Annotated in this window: 19 protein-coding genes; 14 read left to right on the plus strand and 5 right to left on the minus strand. The window is 70.9% G+C overall.

The features are described 5' to 3' along the window. Positions 1-113: 113 nt before the first annotated feature. From ACOBQB_RS09455 to ACOBQB_RS09465, 3 genes are read right to left on the minus strand one after another with little or no spacing between them, the layout of a single operon-like run. Positions 114-983 (minus strand): polysaccharide deacetylase family protein, encoded by an 870-nt coding sequence (locus ACOBQB_RS09455; protein ID WP_423590546.1) that lies wholly within the window; start codon positions 981-983, stop codon positions 114-116. Beyond that, a complete protein-coding gene (locus ACOBQB_RS09460) occupies positions 973-1,632 on the minus strand; it encodes a sigma-70 family RNA polymerase sigma factor (RefSeq protein ID WP_423590548.1) in 660 nt (219 codons plus the stop codon). Before ACOBQB_RS09460 ends, ACOBQB_RS09455 begins: the two co-directional genes overlap by 11 nt. A gap of 36 nt (positions 1,633-1,668) precedes the next feature. Further along, positions 1,669-2,871, minus strand: a complete 1,203-nt coding sequence (locus ACOBQB_RS09465) for an IS701 family transposase (RefSeq protein WP_423590550.1) — start codon at positions 2,869-2,871, stop codon at positions 1,669-1,671. A gap of 322 nt (positions 2,872-3,193) precedes the next feature. Here ACOBQB_RS09465 and ACOBQB_RS09470 point away from each other — a divergent pair, with 322 nt between their 5' ends. Next, entirely contained in the window at positions 3,194-3,829 is a 636-nt protein-coding gene (locus tag ACOBQB_RS09470) for a TetR family transcriptional regulator (RefSeq protein WP_423590551.1), read from the plus strand. 322 nt (positions 3,830-4,151) lie between these two features. Next, positions 4,152-4,919, plus strand: a complete 768-nt coding sequence (locus ACOBQB_RS09475) for a response regulator transcription factor (protein ID WP_423590553.1) — start codon at positions 4,152-4,154, stop codon at positions 4,917-4,919. A 169-nt stretch (positions 4,920-5,088) separates the two neighbouring features. On the opposite strand, the gene ACOBQB_RS09480 is transcribed toward ACOBQB_RS09475, so the two are convergent. Then, positions 5,089-5,823, minus strand: coding sequence for a maleate cis-trans isomerase family protein (locus ACOBQB_RS09480; RefSeq protein ID WP_423590555.1), 735 nt, complete (start codon positions 5,821-5,823; stop codon positions 5,089-5,091). Positions 5,824-6,156: 333 nt separating this feature from the next. On the opposite strand from ACOBQB_RS09480, the gene ACOBQB_RS09485 reads away from it, so the two are divergent. From ACOBQB_RS09485 to ACOBQB_RS09540, 12 genes are all read left to right on the plus strand, one after another. Further along, entirely contained in the window at positions 6,157-7,302 is a 1,146-nt protein-coding gene (locus tag ACOBQB_RS09485; protein WP_423590557.1) for an isopropylmalate synthase, read from the plus strand. A gap of 28 nt (positions 7,303-7,330) precedes the next feature. Next, the gene (locus ACOBQB_RS09490; protein WP_423590558.1) at positions 7,331-7,516 is read left to right on the plus strand and encodes a lysine biosynthesis protein LysW; all 186 of its coding nucleotides are present in this window, start codon (positions 7,331-7,333) and stop codon (positions 7,514-7,516) included. A gap of 33 nt (positions 7,517-7,549) precedes the next feature. Then, on the plus strand, positions 7,550-8,401 hold the full coding sequence (locus tag ACOBQB_RS09495) for an ATP-grasp domain-containing protein (protein WP_423590559.1): 852 nt from the start codon (positions 7,550-7,552) through the stop codon (positions 8,399-8,401). Beyond that, complete coding sequence (gene argC, locus ACOBQB_RS09500; RefSeq protein ID WP_423590560.1) at positions 8,398-9,453, plus strand: N-acetyl-gamma-glutamyl-phosphate reductase; 1,056 nt, start codon at positions 8,398-8,400, stop codon at positions 9,451-9,453. The genes ACOBQB_RS09495 and argC overlap by 4 nt, the downstream gene beginning before the upstream one ends. Further along, positions 9,450-10,238: an acetylglutamate kinase gene (locus ACOBQB_RS09505; RefSeq protein ID WP_423590561.1), complete on the plus strand. Its 789-nt coding sequence runs from the start codon at positions 9,450-9,452 to the stop codon at positions 10,236-10,238. Before argC ends, ACOBQB_RS09505 begins: the two co-directional genes overlap by 4 nt. Positions 10,239-10,309: 71 nt before the next feature. Then, positions 10,310-10,873 carry a type 1 glutamine amidotransferase gene (locus ACOBQB_RS09510; protein WP_423590563.1) on the plus strand — a complete coding sequence of 188 codons (564 nt, stop codon included), beginning with the start codon at positions 10,310-10,312 and terminating at the stop codon, positions 10,871-10,873. 88 nt (positions 10,874-10,961) lie between these two features. Further along, positions 10,962-12,089 carry a Glu/Leu/Phe/Val dehydrogenase dimerization domain-containing protein gene (locus ACOBQB_RS09515; protein WP_423590564.1) on the plus strand — a complete coding sequence of 376 codons (1,128 nt, stop codon included), beginning with the start codon at positions 10,962-10,964 and terminating at the stop codon, positions 12,087-12,089. Further along, entirely contained in the window at positions 12,086-13,750 is a 1,665-nt protein-coding gene (locus tag ACOBQB_RS09520; RefSeq protein ID WP_423590565.1) for an AMP-binding protein, read from the plus strand. Before ACOBQB_RS09515 ends, ACOBQB_RS09520 begins: the two co-directional genes overlap by 4 nt. A 54-nt stretch (positions 13,751-13,804) precedes the next feature. Then, a complete protein-coding gene (locus ACOBQB_RS09525) occupies positions 13,805-15,127 on the plus strand; it encodes a pyridoxal phosphate-dependent aminotransferase (RefSeq protein WP_423590567.1) in 1,323 nt (440 codons plus the stop codon). Positions 15,128-15,228: 101 nt separating this feature from the next. Continuing rightward, positions 15,229-16,122, plus strand: a complete 894-nt coding sequence (locus ACOBQB_RS09530; RefSeq protein ID WP_423590569.1) for a fumarylacetoacetate (FAA) hydrolase — start codon at positions 15,229-15,231, stop codon at positions 16,120-16,122. Positions 16,123-16,363: 241 nt separating this feature from the next. Next, entirely contained in the window at positions 16,364-16,741 is a 378-nt protein-coding gene (locus ACOBQB_RS09535; RefSeq protein WP_423590571.1) for a MerR family transcriptional regulator, read from the plus strand. Between the two features lie 171 nt (positions 16,742-16,912). Beyond that, positions 16,913-17,383, plus strand: a complete 471-nt coding sequence (locus tag ACOBQB_RS09540) for an alpha/beta fold hydrolase (RefSeq protein WP_423590572.1) — start codon at positions 16,913-16,915, stop codon at positions 17,381-17,383. A 4-nt stretch (positions 17,384-17,387) separates the two neighbouring features. Here the strand turns inward: ACOBQB_RS09540 and ACOBQB_RS09545 are convergent, their stop codons facing one another. Next, positions 17,388-18,770, minus strand: a complete 1,383-nt coding sequence (locus ACOBQB_RS09545) for a DNA primase family protein (protein ID WP_423590574.1) — start codon at positions 18,768-18,770, stop codon at positions 17,388-17,390. Positions 18,771-18,979: the final 209 nt, after the last annotated feature.

An 18,979-nucleotide genomic window follows, 5' to 3' on the forward strand; every position in this document is an offset into this window, starting at 1 on the left:
CGGGGGCGCGCCCCGTGCGGCGGTCCCCTTCTCTGCGCACATCCCCCGGGCGCAGGGACGGCGGGCTCGTCACCCGTGCGCACCAAGCGCATCGGGTACGAGCCCGCCGCTGTTCAGGCCTTCGGGGCGGTCGTGCGGGCGTAGTGATCGGCGATCTCGTCGCTGGTCGTCAGCCACACCCCGGGATGGTTCGCGAGGTGGGCGAGCGCCTGGTCGAGGTACTTGTGCCGGAACGGCTGGCCGATGATGAACGGGTGCACGACCAGCGCCATCACGCGGCCGCTGTCGGCCGCCTCGGCGTAGAGCTGCTCCAGCTGGTCCTTGACGATCGTCACGAAATCCGGCCCGCTCAGGTGCCGGCCGACGAACAGACTGATGTCGTTCAGCTCGATGGCATAGGGCACGCTCAGCATGCCGGGTACGTTCAGCCGGTACGGCTGGTCGTCGTTCGACCAGTCCAGTACGTACGTCACGCCCAGCTCGGCCAGGAGCGCCGGGGTGGCGAAGGTCTCGGTGAGCGCCGGGCCGAGCCAGCCGCGCGGCCGCTTGCCCGTGGCCCGCTCGATGGTGTGCACCACGTCCGACAGGTAGGCGCGCTCCTCCTCGTCGGACATGTCGGCCTGGAACGTGGAGTTGTCCCTGCCGTGGGCGATCCACGCCCAGTCGCGGGCCCGCCCCGCTTCGATGATCTGCGGGTAGCGGTCGCAGACAGCGGAGTTGAGCATGACGCTCGGACGCATCCCGTGCCGGTCCAGGCTCTCGATCAGCCGCCAGATGCCCACCCGGGGCCCGTAGTCGCGCCAGCCGTAGTTCAGCGGGTCCGGGGCCAGCCCCGCGGTTCCCGCGAAGATGCTGGTCGAGGGCCGGTCGACCTGGTAGTGCTCGACGTTCACCCCGATGTAGCAGGCGACGCGGGCGCCGCCCGGCCAGCGGATCGGCTCACGCCCGACGATGGGGCTGTAGTCGAAGAGTTCATTGTCCATCGGTCTGACACCTCATGGTTGCTGTGCCCGCGGGGGCGAGGCCCCGCCTGCGGCCGTACTCCGCCAGCAGGGTGCGCAGCCGTCGGCGCCCCCGGTGCAGACGGGAGGTGACCGTGCCGTGCGGGATGCCGAGCAGCTGGGATATCTCGCGGTAGTGCAGGCCCTCGACGTCGGCCAGGTAGACCACTTTGACGAACTCCGCCGGGGTTTCCCGCAGCGCGTCGAGCAGTTCGGGGTCGGGGACGTGGTGGAGCGCCTGCGCCTCGGCGGAGGCCAGGCCGGCCGAGGTGTGGCCGGCGGCGCGGGCCAGCTGCCAGTCCTCGATCTGACTGGCCGCGCAGTGCGGGGGCTCGGTCTGCTTCTTGCGGTAGGAGGTGATGAAGGCGTTGGTCATGATCCGGTGGAGCCAGCCCCACAGGTTGGTGCCGTCCCGGTACTGGTGGAAGGACTTGTACGCCTTGGCGTACGTCTCCTGCACCAGGTCCTCGGCGTCCTCGGGGTTGCGGGTCAGGCGCAGCGCCGCCGAGTGCATCCGGCGGCGGTAGCCCAGCACATCGCGCTCGAAGCGCCGCGCGCGTTCCGCGTCGGTCTCCTTGTCCGCGGAGGCCTGCCGGCCCCCTGCTTGCGTCCTGGCCGTCGGTACGGTCATCGCTGTCCTTTGCCGTGTGCTGTCGTGTGGCCGGGGTCAGACGGCTGCCGGGCGGTGCGCGCGCCGCGGCAGCCGGCTGTAGGCGTACGCGGCGGACGACATCGTCATGTGGTGGTGCCAGCCGGGGAAGGAGCGGCCCTCGAAGTCCAGCAGCCCGAAGTCGTCCTGGAGTTCTTGCACCGTGGCGTGGGTGAGCGCGGGCCGGTGCGTCAGGGAGAGCACCTCGTCCACCCGCCGGTCCACCAAAGTGGTGAGCCAGAAACGAGTCGGCTGCCGGTGGGCGGGGGAGCGCTCGGCCAGCAGCCGGTAGACCCGCTGGGCGCTGGGTGCGCCGGGGCGGGAGCCCGGGAGGCGGACCAGGCCGGAGAACACGTTCAGGTGCCGTGCGTGACCGCCCCGCTCGACGGTGACCACGTACGGATGGCGGGAGCCGCCGTCCCGCATGAACCGCAGGGCGCTCAGGGGCCCGCCGGCGGGACGCGGCCCTGGTGCGGGGCGCGTCTGCCGGGCGGGCAGGATCGGCTGCTCGGGCCGGATCTCGATGAGGAAGTCCCGTTCGCGCAGGTTGAGATGGGCGGCCAGGCGCTCGGCGTCGGCGGCGCACCGCCGGTCGAGGACGAGCGGAGCGGGGCCGGACACCTTGAGGGCGGCCAGCCGGTCGGTCAGGTCGAGCACCTGCGCCCACAGGGGCTGGGCCCGCACCTCGTCGGGGACCCGGGCGCGCCGGCGGCGGCGCGGATCGCCGGACCAGGCCTCGTCCATCACCAGCCGCCAGTCGACCGGGATGCTCGTGGAGCCGGACGTCAGGAACAGTCCGAGGCCGACCTGGCAGTTGAGGGTGCGCCCGGCATCGGCGACGAACCGGCGGTGGACTCCGACCGAGTGCTCGCCCCGCTTCTTCGCCAGCACCGTGCCGATCGTCCAGGTGTGGGAGGGCAGGTGCGCGGCGGCCTTGCGGGCCAGCGCCTCGCGGGCCGCGTCCCAGTCCCAGGGGCTGGCGCTGATGAACTGCTGCAGTGCCTGCGGGGCGCCGGTGGACAAGGAGACGGCCTTGGCCATCTGCCGGATGGTCTTCTTGCCCGGGACCGTGAGCAGGCCGCGCAGATAGGCGTCGGCCCACCGGCGCTGGTCGGCGCGGGGCAGGTAGCCGAAGACGTCCTCCACGAAGTCGCAGAAGTCCGATGCGCAGCCGCCCGGGCCCTGCGTCGGAGGCAGGACTGCTGAGTGCTGTATCGCCATGGTGGATCCCCCTCGGACGTCGGTGACCGGAACGACCCCACGAAATATACAGAACGCTTTTTATGTTTCTAGGGGGGAGGCCCCCACCCCGCTGCTACTTCGCCAAGTCGGCGTTGCCGCACCCCGCCCACCTGGACAAAAGTTGCGTCTCACAGACCAAGACGGGCGAGAGGTGTTTGAGCTTGATGCGCACCCGATGGTGCGAGGCGCATCGGCGGCCGATACCTGAGTGCCTGCCACGTCCCGCCGGCCGCCCCCTTCACCGGTTCTGTCCTGTCCGGCGCGGCAACCGGGGCCGACGGTGGTGAAGCAGGAGCGGGCTGTGCGTACCCGCCACGCGCTGCTGGTCGCGGCCGCCGAGCAGATCGACCGCCACGGCTACGACGGCACCTCCCTGGTGCGGGTCTGCCGGGCGGCCGGCATCTCCATGGGCGCCCTGACCTTCCACTTCCCGGCGAAGGACAAGCTCGCCGACGCGCTCCAGGAGCAGGGGCGTTCGGCGACCGAGGCCGTGGTGAACCAGGCGCTGGCCATCCCGGCCTCTCCGCTGCGCAGGGCCAGAGCCCTGGTCCTGGCCGTCGCCCGCCTCCTTCAGACACACACCGAGGTGCGCGCGGCCGCCCGGCTGGCCCGGGAGCGGCTCGACACCGACGCCGACTGGGCCGGGAGCTGGCTTCCGCCCCTGCGCGACCTGCTGGAGCAGGCCCATGCCGAGGGGCAGCTGCGTACGACCGCCGATCCCGAGACCGTGACCGTGACGGCTGCCTATCTCATCGCCGGTGTCGACTCCCACGTGCGGCAAAGGGCCCACGCGCCGGACACCGGGGCCCCGCACCTCGACGCGGCGGGGCAACTCGCCCGGGTGTGGGACCTCCTCCTCTACGGGGCCGCCACCGCGCCACCGCGACCGAGCACATCCCGGGACGAGGGAACTGCGGGTCCGACGACCGCGCGCTGAGAAGCACACGCGTGACTTATTGAAGTCCGCGTTTGCTGTCCGATGCATCCATCGCAAGATGACGGTGCGAGGAAACCCGATGCGGTCGGAGCGCCTGTCTCCGCCCTGCCCGGGGACAGCTCGCCAGGTGCTCGCTGTTCCACCGTGCCCTTGGGGCCGGGCAGCACCTGAAGGGAATCCAACCGGTGAGGCGGACGGGGCGCAGCTGCCCTCACACCGCAGGGGGCGGTCCTCACCGACAGCGACTCAAGGGGAGGCGGCGCATGCCCGGCACAAGCGTGTGGCAGGAACGGTCCAGACTGTCGGCCGAGTCGGAGTTGACATGGATCTGAAGGACCCTCACATACCGGCTCCCCGGCACGCCGCCGGGGGACCACCACGGCACGGGCGGGGTGAGGTGGCCTTCAGGCCGGTGCTGCACCGGCCGCCCGTGTCCTGGCGCCTGCTGGTGGTGGAGAGCGACGCCCGTGACGCCGAGCCGCTCGTCGGGGCGCTGACCCGGCACGGGCACACCGTCGAGAGGGTGACGACCGGGCAGGCGGCACTTCAGGGGTACCGGCGGGCCGACCTGGTGCTGCTGGATCTGGAACTTCCGGACCTGGACGGCCTGGAGGTCTGCCGGGAGGTGCGGTTCGCCGGTGACACGCCCGTGATCGCCGTCACCGCCCGGGGGAGCGAGGTGGACCGTGTCCTCGGGCTCCAGGCCGGTGCGGACGACTACCTGGTCAAGCCCTACGGATTTCGCGAACTGATGGCCCGTATCGAGGCCGTCATGCGGCGCACCCGGAACCAGCCGGGCACCCACCAGGTTCTTTGCCGGGGCCCGTTGCGCATCGATGCCTTCGCGCGGGAAGTGCGCGTGCACGGCAGGCCGGTGGACGTCACCCCCAAGGAGTTCGACCTCCTGTATCTGCTGGCGTCGTACCCGGGAACCGTTGTCTCACGGCACCGGATCATGCGGCAGGTGTGGGGCGACTCCTGGTCCCGCCGCACTATCGACACGCACGTGAGCAGCCTGCGCAAGAAGCTGGGAGGGGGCGACTGGATCACCACGATCCGGGGCGTCGGGCTGCAGTTCAGCCACCGATGACCCGCTGGTGCCTGCCGCACGGTCCATACGAAGGGCCGTGCGGCCGAGCCCACGCAGCGGCGGTCCGCTCAGTTCGCCCTGGCACCGAAGCCGTTGCACACCGTCTCCGCGCCGAGGCGCCGCAGCCGTGCCGCCCAGACCCACAGCGGCCACCGGGCACGCCGACGGCTCACGCCGCGCGGGCCGTCGGCCGCGACAGCGGGTGGCTGTCGAGCCCCGCGCCCCGCGCCCCCGCGGCGGTCCGCGCCCACCAGGCACTCGCCAGGTTCGAGGACAGCAGGACCCGGCCGGGGTGGCCGCCGAGCTCGTCCAGGGCCTCCAGCGTGAACATCCCCGTACCGGTGAACAGAACGGCCGCGTCGTCGCCCAGGTCACGGCGCCCCACCTGCTCCAGGATCGCCTCGGTGGTCACCGCGTAGGGGTCGTAGCGCTCCCCGGCAGGCACCGGCACCACTTGGTCGACGGTGAGACCGGCCTTCTCCCAGTAGCCGCGGGACAGGTCGGTCAGCCATGGCTCATAGGGGGAGACCAGGGTCAGCCGGGACACCCCGAGCGTTTCGCACGCCGCGAGGATGGCCAGCGTCGAGGACAGCACCGGAAAGCCCGCACGGTCGCTGAGCTCGGCGCAGAACGCCCGGTCGCCTTCGGGCGACAGCAGGTAGTGCGAGGCGCTGCAGGCCACCACGGCGGCGTCCAGGCGCAACCGGCCGAAGCCGGCCAGGACATCGGGCAGCACGTCGTTGTACGTCGTGAGCATCTCCCGCAGCCCCTTGCCCGGGAGCACCGGGAAACGAGCGGTGTAGACATTCATTCCGGAGCCGAGGAAATGACGGAACTCGGGCTCGGCCGTGGGGTTTTCCGGGGGGACCACAAGCCCGAGCCGCGGCGTGGCAGGAATATTCATGACGGCGCTCCGATCGGTCTTATTTTCTTGTGGAGACTGTTCTCCGCTGCTCATTGATGCTAATCGTAGATTTCCGCTGCGGGCAGGCCGCATCGGTGAATCCCATGGACCTCTGACATTGCGTGACGTTCTCTGACAGGTCTCGAACATGGAGAGCCTTGACGCGGGTTGTGTGGCCGAACATGCTGGTGACAGGCGTTCAAAGCATTCCCCTGGCCCGCTTTCGCCGAATTAACTGGCAGATGTAGTGCGCCCTGGCCGAGGTGGCCGCCATGCCCTGTCGAACTCGACGACCAGAATTTGTAGAAGGTTCTGGAGGAAAGAGTCCGTGCAATGTCAGCAGCAGAAGACCGAGGAACGATAAAGCCCCGCATATCGGATGCGACCTTGCGGGACTCCGCCCATATGGCGGGCGTCGAGTTCAGCGCCAAGGACGCCGCAGGCATCGCCGACCTGCTCGTGCGGACGGGCGTGGAACTGGTCGAGGTCGGCATGGTGTCCGGCCCCTCCTCCAAGGACGCCGACCTCATCCTGGCCACCCACGAGGCGGTCGGCCCCGAGCGCAGCCTGACCCTCGTCGTGGTGAGGGACCGTCAGCAGGTGGCGGCGGCGCTGGACGAGGCCCTGCGCCTGGGCGTCAAGTCCGTCATGTTCTCCATCCCCACCTCCCAGGAGCACGCGCGGCTCAAGCTGGCCTCGCCGAGCGCGAAGTACCTGACCTCGCTCGCCCGCGCGGCCATCGAGGGGGCCAAGGACCGCGGCTTCCACGTCACCTTCAGCGGTGAGGACGGCGCCCGCACGCCCAAGGAGCGGCTCGTCCCCTACGTCAGCGCCGGCTTCGCGGCCGGAGCCGACCGGTTCCGGCTGGCCGAGACCGTCGCCTACCTCTCGCCCTGGCAGATGGAGGAGAAGATCGCGGACCTCACCGCGATCGACGGCTCCGAGATCGAGATCCACTCGCACAACATGCTCGGCATGGCCGTGGCCAACTCCCTGGCCGCCGTCCGGGCCGGCGCCCAGTGGATCTCGGCGACGGTCGGCGGCATCGGCGAGCGCGGCGGCAACGCACCACTGGCCGAACTGCTGACCTCGCTGCGCGTCCTGCACGGCGACACCCGCTTCGACCTGTCCCACCTCACCGAGCTGTCCCGGGTGGCGCTGGCGGGGGCCGGGCTGGGCGAGGCCTTCCAGTCCGGGCCCACCACCGAGCACGCCTTCGCCTACGAACTGCCCGGCCAGCTCACCAGCCCCGAGGCATACGAGACCCTCCCCGCGGAGCTCGTCGGCAACCGTCGCGAGCTGCGCGTGCGATCCCGGCTGACGGTCCCCCTGGTCACGTGGGCGCTCGCCGACGAAGCCCTCGATGTCGACGTCGACGCCTTCACCACCTGGCTCACGGCGCGCCAGGAGCGGGAGGGACGTCCGCTGCTCGACCGGGACGCCATCCGCAAGGCCGCCGTCGACTTCCTGTCCAACTGAGCCCCACCCAGCCCTCTGGAGGAAACACATGTCCACGTCCACGCTCACCGGTACCTGCCCCGAGTGCGAGACCGACGTCACCACCCCGCCCATGGACAAGGGCGAGACCCTCGGCTGCCCCGAGTGCATGCTCACCCTCCGCGTCGAGGACGTCCGAGGCGGCACGCTCGACCTGCAGATGGTCGAGGTCAAGCTCCGCGACTGGGGCCAGTGAGAGCGACCGGAAGCAAGGAGTAGGAGTCCCTTCATGGGCAACAAGATCGCCATCGTGGCGGACAGAATCAGCTGGGAGGAACGACAGCTGATCCACAAGGCCCCGTACTTCGGCCTGGACATCGAGTGGGTCAACGACGAATCCCTGTGCCTCGGCGACCCCCAGGCGCAGACACTCAACGGCTTCGACGTCCTGCTCGTACGCAGCCGCAGCTACACACGCGGCGGCCTGCTGGCCACCCAGGCCGAGGCATCGGGCATCCGCACCCTGAACCCGGCCGCCGCCATCCAGGCCTGCGAGAACAAACTGACCCTGCGCACCGTGCTCAGCAAGGCCCGGGTGCCGGTGACGCAGTTCCGGCTCGTCCTGTCCCGACAGGACTTCGACAAGGCCCTGGAGGAGCTGCCCCTGCCGCTGGTCCTCAAGCCCGTCTTCGGCGGCATGGGCAAACGGGTCACCCTCATCCGCGACGCCGACACCGCCCACTCCGTCTACGACTACGTCGAGGACCTCGGGCACGGCTTCGAACAGGCCTGCCTGGCCGAGCCGTTCCTGGACGGCGGCACCTCCATCCGCTGCTTCGTCGTGGGCCGCGAACTGGTGGCCGCCGCGGAGTTCGAGAGCGCCGGCAGCGACTGGCGCAGCAACGCCGCCCTGGGCAACCGCAACCGCGCCCTGGACCACGACCCCGAGCTCCTGAAGATCGTGGACAGCGTCGTGAACGAACTCGGCGAAGGCATCTACGGCATCGACCTGTTCACCACGCCCGAGGGCTACGTCGTCAACGAGGTCAACCACGCGCCGGCCTTCAGGACCATCGCCCAGGCCACCGGGGCGGACATCCCCTCCGCCATCAGCCGCTATCTGCAGGAGATCCTCGCATGATCCGCGTAGGCATAGTCGGCGCCTCAGGATTCGCCGGCGGCGAGCTGATCCGCCTGATCGGCCAGCACCCCGAACTGGAACTGACCTTCCTGGGCGGATCCTCGAACATCGGCCGCCGCCCGGCGGAACTCCATCCGGGCCTGCGCCAGGATGTGGGCCTGGCCGTCGAGGCCGCCACCACAAACCTCTCCGACAGGTGTGACGTGGTGCTGCTGGCCACGCCCGCCGAGGTGTCGGCCGAACTCGCCCCCGCCCTGGCCGGACAGGTCCCCAGCGTCATCGACCTGAGCGGCGCCTTCCGCATCCGTACCCCCGAGCTCCACGAGCGGTGGTACCCCAAGGTCGCACGGCAGGCCGAACTGGCCGACCGCTTCGTCTACGGCGCGCCCGAGCTCGTCGGGGACCAGATGGCCGACGCCCCGCTGATCTCCCTGCCCGGCTGCTACGCCACCGCGATCACCCTGGGCCTCGCCCCGCTGACCCTCGCGCTCGGCCTCGAACTCAAGACCGTGCTGGTGGACGGCAAGAGCGGCTCCAGCGGCAGCGGCCAGCAGCTGCGCACCCCCGGCCTGCACCCCTACCGCAACGGCGCCATCACGCCGTACGCCCCCACCGGGCACCGTCACGCCGCCGAGGTCAGCGACTTCCTGCACCGCAGCAAGCCGGGCACACTCGGCTCCCTGACGATGTCGGCCTACGGGGTGTCGCACGTACGGGGACTGCTCGCCAGCTCCTACGTGCTCACCGACGACGAGGTGGACGCCCGCGCGTTGCAGCGCGCCTACGTGCGCTTCTACAAGGAGCACCGGTTCGTCCGCGTCCGCAGGCACGACGAGACGATGATTCCCGTCCCCGACCCGCAGGCGGTCCTCGGGTCCAACTTCTGCGACGTGACCGTGATGCACGACCCCGAGGGGGGCCGCATCGTCGTCCTTTCCGCCCTGGACAACCTGCTCAAGGGCGCGGCGGGCCAGGCCGTCCAGGCACTCAACAAGCGCTTTCACCTCCCGGAAGAGATGGGGCTGACGATGCAGCCGCTGGTGCCCGCATGAGCACCGTACCCACCGTGGTCAAACTGGGCGGAAGCTGCCTGGACGACATGACGCGGGGCTGGTGGGACGACCTGGCCCGGCACGGCCGCAACCACCCCCTGATCCTGGTCCACGGCTGGTCCAAGCCGCTGAAGCAGCTGAGCTCGCGCTACAGCGACCCCTCGGCCATCCTGCGTGACCGCTACGGCAACCAGAGCCGGTGGACCACCCCCGAGGTGATCGCCGACATCAAGACCGTCAGCGACACCCTCGGCGAGCAGGTCTTCGCCCTGCTGGAGGAGCGCGGCATCACCGCCGAGCGCGTCCTGGGCAGCGACGGCCTGGTCCAGGCGGGCCAGGGCGAGCGCTGGTGGTGGCGCGACAAGCAGCTCGTCGAACTCGACAACCTGGTGGGACCCATCACCGATGTGGACCCCGGCGCGCTGAAGAACCTGCGGGCGGGCCACTGCTACCTCGTCACGCCGCTGGCCCGCAACACCGCGGGCCAGGAGGTGAACACCGACGCCGACCGGGCCGCCGCCGCCCTCGCGGGCGCGACCGGGGCCACGTCGCTGACCCTGGTCACCGACGTCGCCCACCTGCTGATCGACGACAAGCCCGTCCGGCGGATCACCGCACAGGCCGCGGCCGACTTCCGCGACCGCGGCGCCACCGGCGGCATGCGCAAGAAGCTGCGGGCCGCCGGCGAAGCCCTGGACCGGGGCGTCGAGCGCGTCATCATCGGCAGCGCCCCCGTCTCGGAGCTGCTCGCCGAACGCACCGGCACCGTCATCACCAGGACGTGAGATGCCCCCCTGTCACCGCCCGCGCGACCGGGCGATGACAGCACACCCCACCAGCGACAGGAGCAGAGCACGTGGCGACATCCCGGGTTCTCGTGGTGAACAACGGAACGCTTTCCCTCAAGCAGCTGCGCACGCGCTTCGAACAACTGGGCTCCGAGACCGACACCGTCGACGCCGCGTCGGTGCCCGGCCGGCTCGATGCGCGCTACCAGGCCATCGTGCTGAGCGGAACCAAGGTGCGGGCCTACGACAGCGACTACTACCGGCCCCTCATCGACCTCGTCATGGGCGCGGACGTCCCCGTCTTCGGCATCTGCGGCGGCATGCAGATCCTCGCCGTCGCCCACGGTGGACAGCTCGCCGAGGGCCCCCAGCGAGTCGGCGGCCACGACGTACAGGTCGACAAGGAGGACCCCCTCTTCTCCTACGTCAAGCCGACCGTGACGGTCTTCCACCGCCACACCCTGTACCTGCAGGCGGCACCGGAGGGCTTTTGCTCCATCGGACGCTCCGAGCACGCGCCCGTGGAGTTCCTGCGCTCCGACGACGGCCGGATCTACGGCGCCCAGGCGCACCTGGAGTTCCGCGGCGACGGGATGGAAATCCTGCGCGGCTTCGCCGACCTCTACCAGTGAGCGGCGGCGGGCGGCCCGCGGCCGCCGACACCCCATCAGTACCGAAGTACCGACTCAACCGCTTCGAACCGATCACGAGGTCTACAGCATGAAGGAAAACCCCCGGGCGCAAGAGGCCCAAGAGCCCGCGTTCACGGTGTCGTTGAACGGCAGCGGCGGTGCCCTCAAGGGCTGGGTCGTGGTCGACTCGCTGTACGACGGCCTGGCCATGGGCGGCACCCGGATGACCACCGGGGTCACCGAGGAAGAGGTGGCCGGACTCGCCCGAGACATGACGCACAAGTTCACCCTCGCCGGGCTGCCCATCGGCGGCGCCAAGGCCGGCATCGTCTCCGACGGCGGCGACCGCGAGGAGACCTTCCGCACCTTCGGCCGCACCGTCAAGCCGCTGCTGCACGGCGGCATCCACCTGGGCATCGACATGGGTGTCACCCCCGCCGACCGTGCCGTCTTCTTCGACGAGGCCGGCTACGACCCCCGCTTCCGCCAGGGCGCCCCGGACATGCCGATCGACTGGCGCACGTACTACGAGCCGCTGATCGACTGCACCGGTCACGGCGTCGGGGTCGCCGCGCTCACCGCCCTGGAGGCCGGCGGCCGCACCGAGTCGGCCCGGGTCGTCGTGCAGGGCTTCGGCGCGGTGGGCCGCGCGGTCGCCCGGTTCCTGGAGGACCGCGGGCACGTCATCGTGGGCGTCGCCGACATCGGGGGCACCCTGAGCGCGGACCGGCTGCCGGTGGCCGAGCTGATCGCCGTCACCGACGAGTTCGGGCGCATCGACCGCTCCCGGCTCCCGCACGGCGTGAGCGTGTCCGACGGGCCCGACGCCTGGCTCGACGTCGACGCCGACCTGCTGATCCTCGCGGCGCAGAAGTACGCGCTCAACGCGGACAACGCACACCGTCTGCGCGCCGGCCTGGTGGTCGAGGGCGGGAACCTCGCCTCCAGCGTCGAGGGCAAGGAGAAGGCGCTGGCCTCGGGAGCCACCCTGGTGCCCGGCGTCATCGCCAACATCGGCGGGGCCGCCTCGGCAGCCCTGGCGGTCACCCGCGTCGTCCCCTTCGACCTGTCGGCGCAGGCCCGCAAGGCCTGGGTCTTCGACTGGGTCGGCGACCGCGTGCGGAACAACACCCGGGACCTGCTGGAGATCGCCGCCGCGACCGCCGGCGACCCGCTGCCCGAGCTGCTCACGGCCCGCCGGAAGGACCGCCGATGACCACCGCGACGCACCCGGCCCTGCACACCGGCACCACGGCGGACTCCCCCGAGGACCGCGCGGCCGAGTACCGGCGGCGCGGCTGGTGGCGCGATGCGACGTTCCTCGACGACCTGCGCCACCAGGCGAGCAAGCGCCCGCACAAGTTGGCGGTCGCCGGCCGCCGGGTCGACCAGGGCCGCACCGACACGCTCGACTACACCGAGCTCGCCCAGATGACCGAGCGCTTCGCCGGGGCACTGCTCGAACTCGGCGTGCAGCGCGGCGACTTCGTGGCCGTACAGCTGCCCAACCGGTGGGAGATGGCGCCCCTGCTGTTCGCCTGCATACGTGTCGGCGCCGCCATCTGCCCGATCTCCCCGATCTGCGACGAGGAGGAGCTGCGCCACCGGCTGGAACTCACCGAGGCCCGCGTGTGCATCACCGTCCCGGAGTGGGACTCCACCCCCCTGGCCGAGATCGTCACCCGCCTGAGCTCCGAAGTGAGCACCCTGGAGCAGGTCGTGGTGGTCGGCGGCCACGCCCCCGAGGGCGCCCGCGACTTCCACGAGCACTTCGTCGGCGTCCACTGGGAGGAGCGGCACGCGCAAGCCCTCCAGGGGCGCGAACTCAAGCCCGACGATCCGTTCGTCGTGCTGTTCACCTCCGGCACCACCGGAATGTCCAAGGGCGTGCTGCACAGCCAGAACACGATCCACTCGGCCGTGCGCGGTTACGTCGACACCTTCCTCCTGGACGAGACGCTGGTCGCCGCCGTCTCCACTCCGCTGGTGCACTACTCCGGGTTCGGGCAGGGCATCCTCGCCAGTGTCATGCTGGGCGGCACCATCGCCTTCCAGGACGTCCGCAAGAACGAGGTCCTGCTGGATCTGGTGGAACGCTATGGCGCCACCCTGCTCTACGGCCCGCCGCCGACACTGATGGACATCGCCGAGTCCCTGCGCACCGACCGGCGCGAAGTCAGCACGCTGCGCCACGTGGTGACCGGTTCGGCGCCGGTACTCCAGCCGCTGGTGGACGAGCTCCGCGACACCCTCAATGTGCGCACGTACTCGCTGTGGGGCATGTCGGAGAACGGGCCGGTGACCATCACCAAGCTCGACTACGACCAGGACTGGGCGGCGCACAGCAACGGCCGGCCGATCGATGCCATGGAAATCCGCATCGACAACTGCAAGAACCCCAACGAGCGGGCCTCCGTGGGCCGCCTGCGGGTGCGCGGCGCCTCCCTGGCCCTCACCTACCACAAGCACGACGACCTGTTCGCGGCCGAACTCACCGAGGACGGCTGGTTCGACACGGGGGATGTGGCGCGCGAGGACGGCCGGGGCGGGATCCGCGTCCTGGGCCGCGCCAAGGACGCCATCATGCGCGACGGTGTCGTCGTCCCCATGGCCGAGCTGGAGTCGATCATCGCCCGGCATCCCAAGGTGTCCGAGGCCGCGCTGGTGGGCCCGACCGGCCAGGTGACGGACGAGATCCTCGCGGTCCTCGTGCACAACGGCGGCGACAAGCCCACCCTGGAGGAGATCCGCGCGCACCTGCGCGAGGCGGACCAGGCCCAACGGTTCTGGCCGGACCGCGTGGTGGTGGTCGACGCGCTGCCCAAGACCCTCACCGGCAAGGTCCGCAAGGCCGAACTGCGCAAGCTCTACGGCTAGGCCCAAGGCCCCGCCGCCGGCGCCCCGTCCGCTACCCGACCGTTGGAGTCAGTCATGCCCCAGCCCACACCGGTGACCATGTCGGCGACGCTCGCCGCCGACGAGGCCATCGCCCGCCGACGCGAGGCCGGAGAGCAGGTGATCTCCATGGCCAGCGGTGAGATCGGGCTGCCCGTCCTTCCCGCGCTGCGGGCCAAGCTGGCCGAGGCCGCCGGGCAGAACGCGTACGGTCCCGTGGCGGGCAGCCTCACTCTGCGCACCGCCATCGCCGGCTACTGGCAGCGGCGTGGGCTGCCCACCGACCGCGACCTGGTCGTGTGCGGGCCGGGCAGCAAGCCGCTGCTCTTCGGTCTGCTGCTGGCCGTCGGCGGCGACGTGGTCATTCCCACGCCGAGCTGGGTCAGTTACGCCGCCCAGGCCGAACTGATCGGCGTGCGGCCGCTCGCCGTCCCGATCCTTCCCGGGCAGGGCGGGGTACCCGACCCCGGCCTGCTGCGCGAGGCGGTCACCGCCGCCAGGGCCGCCGGGCACGACCCGCGGTCCGTCGTGGTCACCACGCCGGACAACCCGACCGGCACCATCGCCTCGCCCGACACCGTGCGCCGGCTGGCCGAGGCGGCCCGGGAACTGGACCTCGTCATCATCTCCGACGAGATCTACTGCGATCTAGTGTTCGACAGCCAGGCGTCCCCGGCGGTGTCCCCGGCCGTGTTCGCACCCGAACGCACCGTGGTCACCACCGGGCTCACCAAGAACCTGGCGCTCGGCGGCTGGCGGATCGGGGTCGCCCGGCTCCCCGACAGCGACGCCGGGCGCGCGCTGCACGCACGGCTGGCCGGCATCGCCAGCCAGATCTGGTCCAGCCCCGCGGCACCCGTCCAGGAGGCGGCGGCCTACGCCTTCGGCGAGCCGGACGAGGTGGTGGAGCACATCGCCGCCTCCCGCCGCCTGCACGAGAGGGTGGCCCGCGCGATGTCCCGGCGGTTCGCCGCCGCGGGCGCCGTCGTGGCGCCGGTGACGGCCACCTGCTACCTGTATCCCGACTTCGAGCCGCTGCGCGGCCACCTCGCCGAGGTCCACGGCGTGCACAACGGCGCCGAGCTCGCCCAACTCCTGGTCGAGCGGTACGGCGTGGGCCTGCTGCCGGCGAGCGCGTTCGGGGAACCGGCCACGTCCCTGCGGATGCGGGCCGCCACCAGCCGGCTCTACGGCGCCACCGAGGAGCAGCGCACCACCGCCCTGACCGCGGCCGACCCGCTCGCCCTGCCCTGGATCCGGGCGTCGCTGGACCGCGTCGAGGAGGTCCTGGCCGACCTTCTCGCCCCGGCCGCCGAGCACGCGGGCGCCGAGCACGCGGGCGCTGCCCTCAGCACCTGATCCGCCATCACCACCGCACGCACGGGCCCGCCCCCGGCTGCGCTCTGCTTCCACCCCAGCGCGGCCGCAGGCCGCCCACCTCCGTAGAAGGGCCAACCACCATGTCCATCCTGTTCGAGTGCGAGTACAAGGGCGAGCGGTACGCGGGCTTCGACAAGCCGGTCCCCGGCCGGCCGCAGACCCTGTACCGGGTGTTTGACGGACAGCTGCGGGCGGAGTTCCTCGCGGCCGACGGCCCTGAGGCGGTCATCGCCGCCATCACCGCGCGAGCCGAGCAGATCACCGTCACCGCCGGGGACCCGGACCTGCGCTACCTTCCGCCGCTGCTGCCCGCCGCCAGTGGGAACGCGCTGCTGAGCGGCTTCATGCGCACCCACAAGTCCAAGTTCGACACCGAGCCCGGCGAGGACGAGGAGTTCGTCGCCCCGAACTGGTTCTTCAAGGGCTTCGGTTCCTGGCTGAAGATGCCCGAGGAGACGCTGGTCGTCCCCGAGAACCCGGTCGCGCTGATCGAGGAGCCCGAGATGGCTCTCGTCTACGTCAACGACGACGAGGGCAACCCGCATTACGTCGGCTACACCTTCGGAAACGACCTGTGCGACATCGGGCTGCACCGGCAGAACCCCGGCTGGAACCCGTACTGCAAGCTCTGCGACACCTCCATGGCCCCGTGGCTCTTCCTCGACGAGCCGCCGCAGTCGGTGACCGGCCAGGTCACCATCGAACGCGACGGCGCGCCGGCCTGGGAGGGCAAGTTCTCCTGCGGCGGCGACTCGCTGTACTTCAAGGTCAAGGACATGGCGGACCACCTGTTCACCTACCCGGCGGTCCGCCGCCCCGGCCTGGTGAACTACGTGCTCCTGGGGGCCGACGAGGCCAGCTTCCACGACGGGTTCCGCATCGCCGACGGCGACCGGGTGACCATCGACGTGCAGAGCCACGACGTCGTCCTGTCGAACGTCATCCAGTACGGCGGCAAGCCCGCGGCGGTCTGAGAACCTCCGCCCGGTGTGGTTGTGGCACGTGCCACAACCACACCGGGCCTGCATCCTGGCCCTCTGTCAGAAGTACCTGTCTTCCTCAAGCCCTCGTCGCCGCGAGGGCCGCGCCCCGCTGACACGGCGGCGGTCGCGACTACGCTGCGAGCACCGCTGCGCGAGGCGTCACCGGGGCAGATCGCCCTCGTCGGCCGACCGCACCAGTGCTGGGCGACTTGAGGAAGACGAGGTAGGTCACATGCGTATCGGAGAGCTGTCGGAGCGCACCCGCACGTCCCGCCGACTGTTGCGCTACTACGAGGAGCAGGGGCTGATCGTCTCGCAGCGTTCCGCGAACGGGTACCGCCAGTACGACGAACGCCTCGTGGACCGGGTGATGCAGATCAGGGGGCTGCTCGACGCCGGGCTGCCCACCCGGATCATCAAGCAGATACTCCCGTGCCTCGACAAGCCCCGGGCCATCCACTTCCCCGACGCCACGCCGGAGATGCTCGCCGCCCTGGAGCTCGAACGCGACCGCATGACCGAGCGCATCGACTGCCTGACCCGCAACCGGGACGCGGTGGCCAGCTACATCGACGTCGTACAGAACAGCCGCCGGACGGAGGCCGCCTGAGGCGTCAAGTTCGGTAGGGAACCCCGGTACTGATGCTGCACGGCCACACGGTCGATCACCGGCTGCTGCTGCCGGTGAAATCCGCCTTCGCGCGGCGGGAGGACCGGCATCTCCTTCGGCGGCCGGCCGGCACGCCATGTCCTCGCCGAACCGGGCGAGCAGGTGCGGGGCGTGAGCCTGTTCGCCCCTGTCGTCCAGCCGCACCGGCAGCGGGCCCAGGCGCCACGTCAGGTGCTCGCCCGCGACGACGCGCTCCTGGCGTCGCTCGACCCGGCGGACCATGCCGTCTTCACCGGCATCGCCGCCTGGCAGAACCCGCAGGGGTGGGCGGCGTTCTGGGACCACGTGCTCCCCGGCTTCCGTGCCCATCACCGTGCGGACGCACAGGAACTCGCCAAGGCGTTCACGCCCTCCACGACTCCGGAGACCCGCTTCGCCACCCACGAGGGCCCGCACCTGCTGGTGACCGGGCGGCAGGACCACATGGTCGGCCGGCGCGACCAGCTCGCCCTGCCGGAGCACTACCCGAACATGACCTACGCCGCCCTGCACGGCGCCGGCCACAACGTCCATCTCGACCGACCGGGGCCGGTCGGCGCCCTGTTCGGCACCTGGCTCGACGAGGTGGCCGGCCGCCGCTGAGCGCTCAGGCCGATGCCGGGTAGTACGTGCGCCGGTTCGACAGGATCACCGTTCGGCCAGTGACCACGCCGGCGGTGTCCCTGACCCGCGCGGCGAAGGCCCGGGAGGAGAGGGGGGTGAGGCCCTCCAGCCGGCACCAGTCCCGGTAACGGCTGTAGAGCCGGGCCTGTCCGGCCCGCAGGGCCGGGTCAAGGAGGCGGCGCTCGTCGAGGAAGCGGCCGATGTGGTCCTCGCTCTCGGCGTAGGCGGTGGTGGCGGTCCTGACCTGCTCGGGGCCGGTGAGTTCGCGGGGTCCGTCGAGGTAGCGGCGGGCGCCTTCGACGAGCCAGGCCAGGATGCCGGGGCCTTCTTCGGCGACGAGGAGGTCGGCGAGGTTGTCGATCTTGCGGTCGTCGGAGACGACGCGGTCGAAAGGGATCAGGCGCATGCGGCGCCAGAACGCGAAGCCGCCGGTGCCCACTTCGGGGCGGTGGTTGCCCAGCAGCCAGAGCGTGTGGGTGGGGGCGAAGGAGAAGAAGTCCTGGCGCATACGGCGGGCCTTGATCCGGTCGCCGCCGGTCAGGTGCTTGAAGCGGGACTCGTCGAACCTGTCGCCCGGTTTGGGCTCGGAGCACACGATGAGGCGTCGCCCGTGCAGCTCGGCGAGGTCGGTGGGGTGCCCTTCGAAGGGGCGGGCCATGAGGAAGCCCGGCGGGGCGGCGTCCGCGTAGTCACCGAGCAGTCTGACCACCACGTCCAGGAGAACCGACTTGCCGTTCCTGCCCTGCCCGTACAGGAACGGCATGGTCTGCGCGCCGACGTCACCGGTGATCGAGTAGCCGAGCAGCTCGTGCAGAAAGTCGATCATCTGCAGGCCCGGCCCGTCGTCGCCGAAGGTGTCGGTGAGGAAGCGTTCCCAGCGGGGAGTGGGCATGGGGCCGGGCACGACGCTGGTGGCGCGGGAGTGGAAGTCGTTGTCCGGGTCGGGAGCGCTCCGCCTGCCCGTGGTGAGGTCGATGACCCCTTCCGGGGTGCACAGGGCGTAGGGGTCGGCGTCCAGGAGCGCGGCGCTCAGGACCATGCCGGGGGCGGATCTGGCCTGCGTCAGCATGGCCTTCATGCCTGGGGTGGACAGGGCGCGCTGACGGTGGCGGCGCAGCGCGGACGCGCTGTGGCGCCCGTGGGGGTCGGTCTCGGCGAGGGATTCGGCCATCTCACCGGCGGCCCACAGCACCGTGTCGTCCTCGTCGATCTCCCACCGGTGGCCGTGCCGCCGGTACCAGCCGAGCCCCGGCACATGCCGGAAGTCGCCTCCGTACAGCGCGACGAAGAGTTCGGCGTTGCCCCGGTCGCTCAGACTCTCGGGGAGCACCGTCCGTGCGGCGGCTTTTCTGCCCCACGCGGGCATGGGCAATTCCTCTCAGCGACAGGCGACCAAAGCGACTCAAGCGACCAAAGCGACCCAAGTGCGCATACGGCTCACATGTCGACGGGATAAGCCGTGTCCGGCGCGAGACCGCTCGGGGCGGTGCGCCGGACCGTCAGGGGGAGGGCTCGCCCTCGGCGGGCGCGGCACGGTTTTAAAGGGCACGCGTGCGAAGGGCGTCCGGTCCCGTC

It is taken from the genome of Streptomyces sp. G5(2025), from assembly GCF_049542075.1.
Lineage (GTDB): Bacteria > Actinomycetota > Actinomycetes > Streptomycetales > Streptomycetaceae > Streptomyces.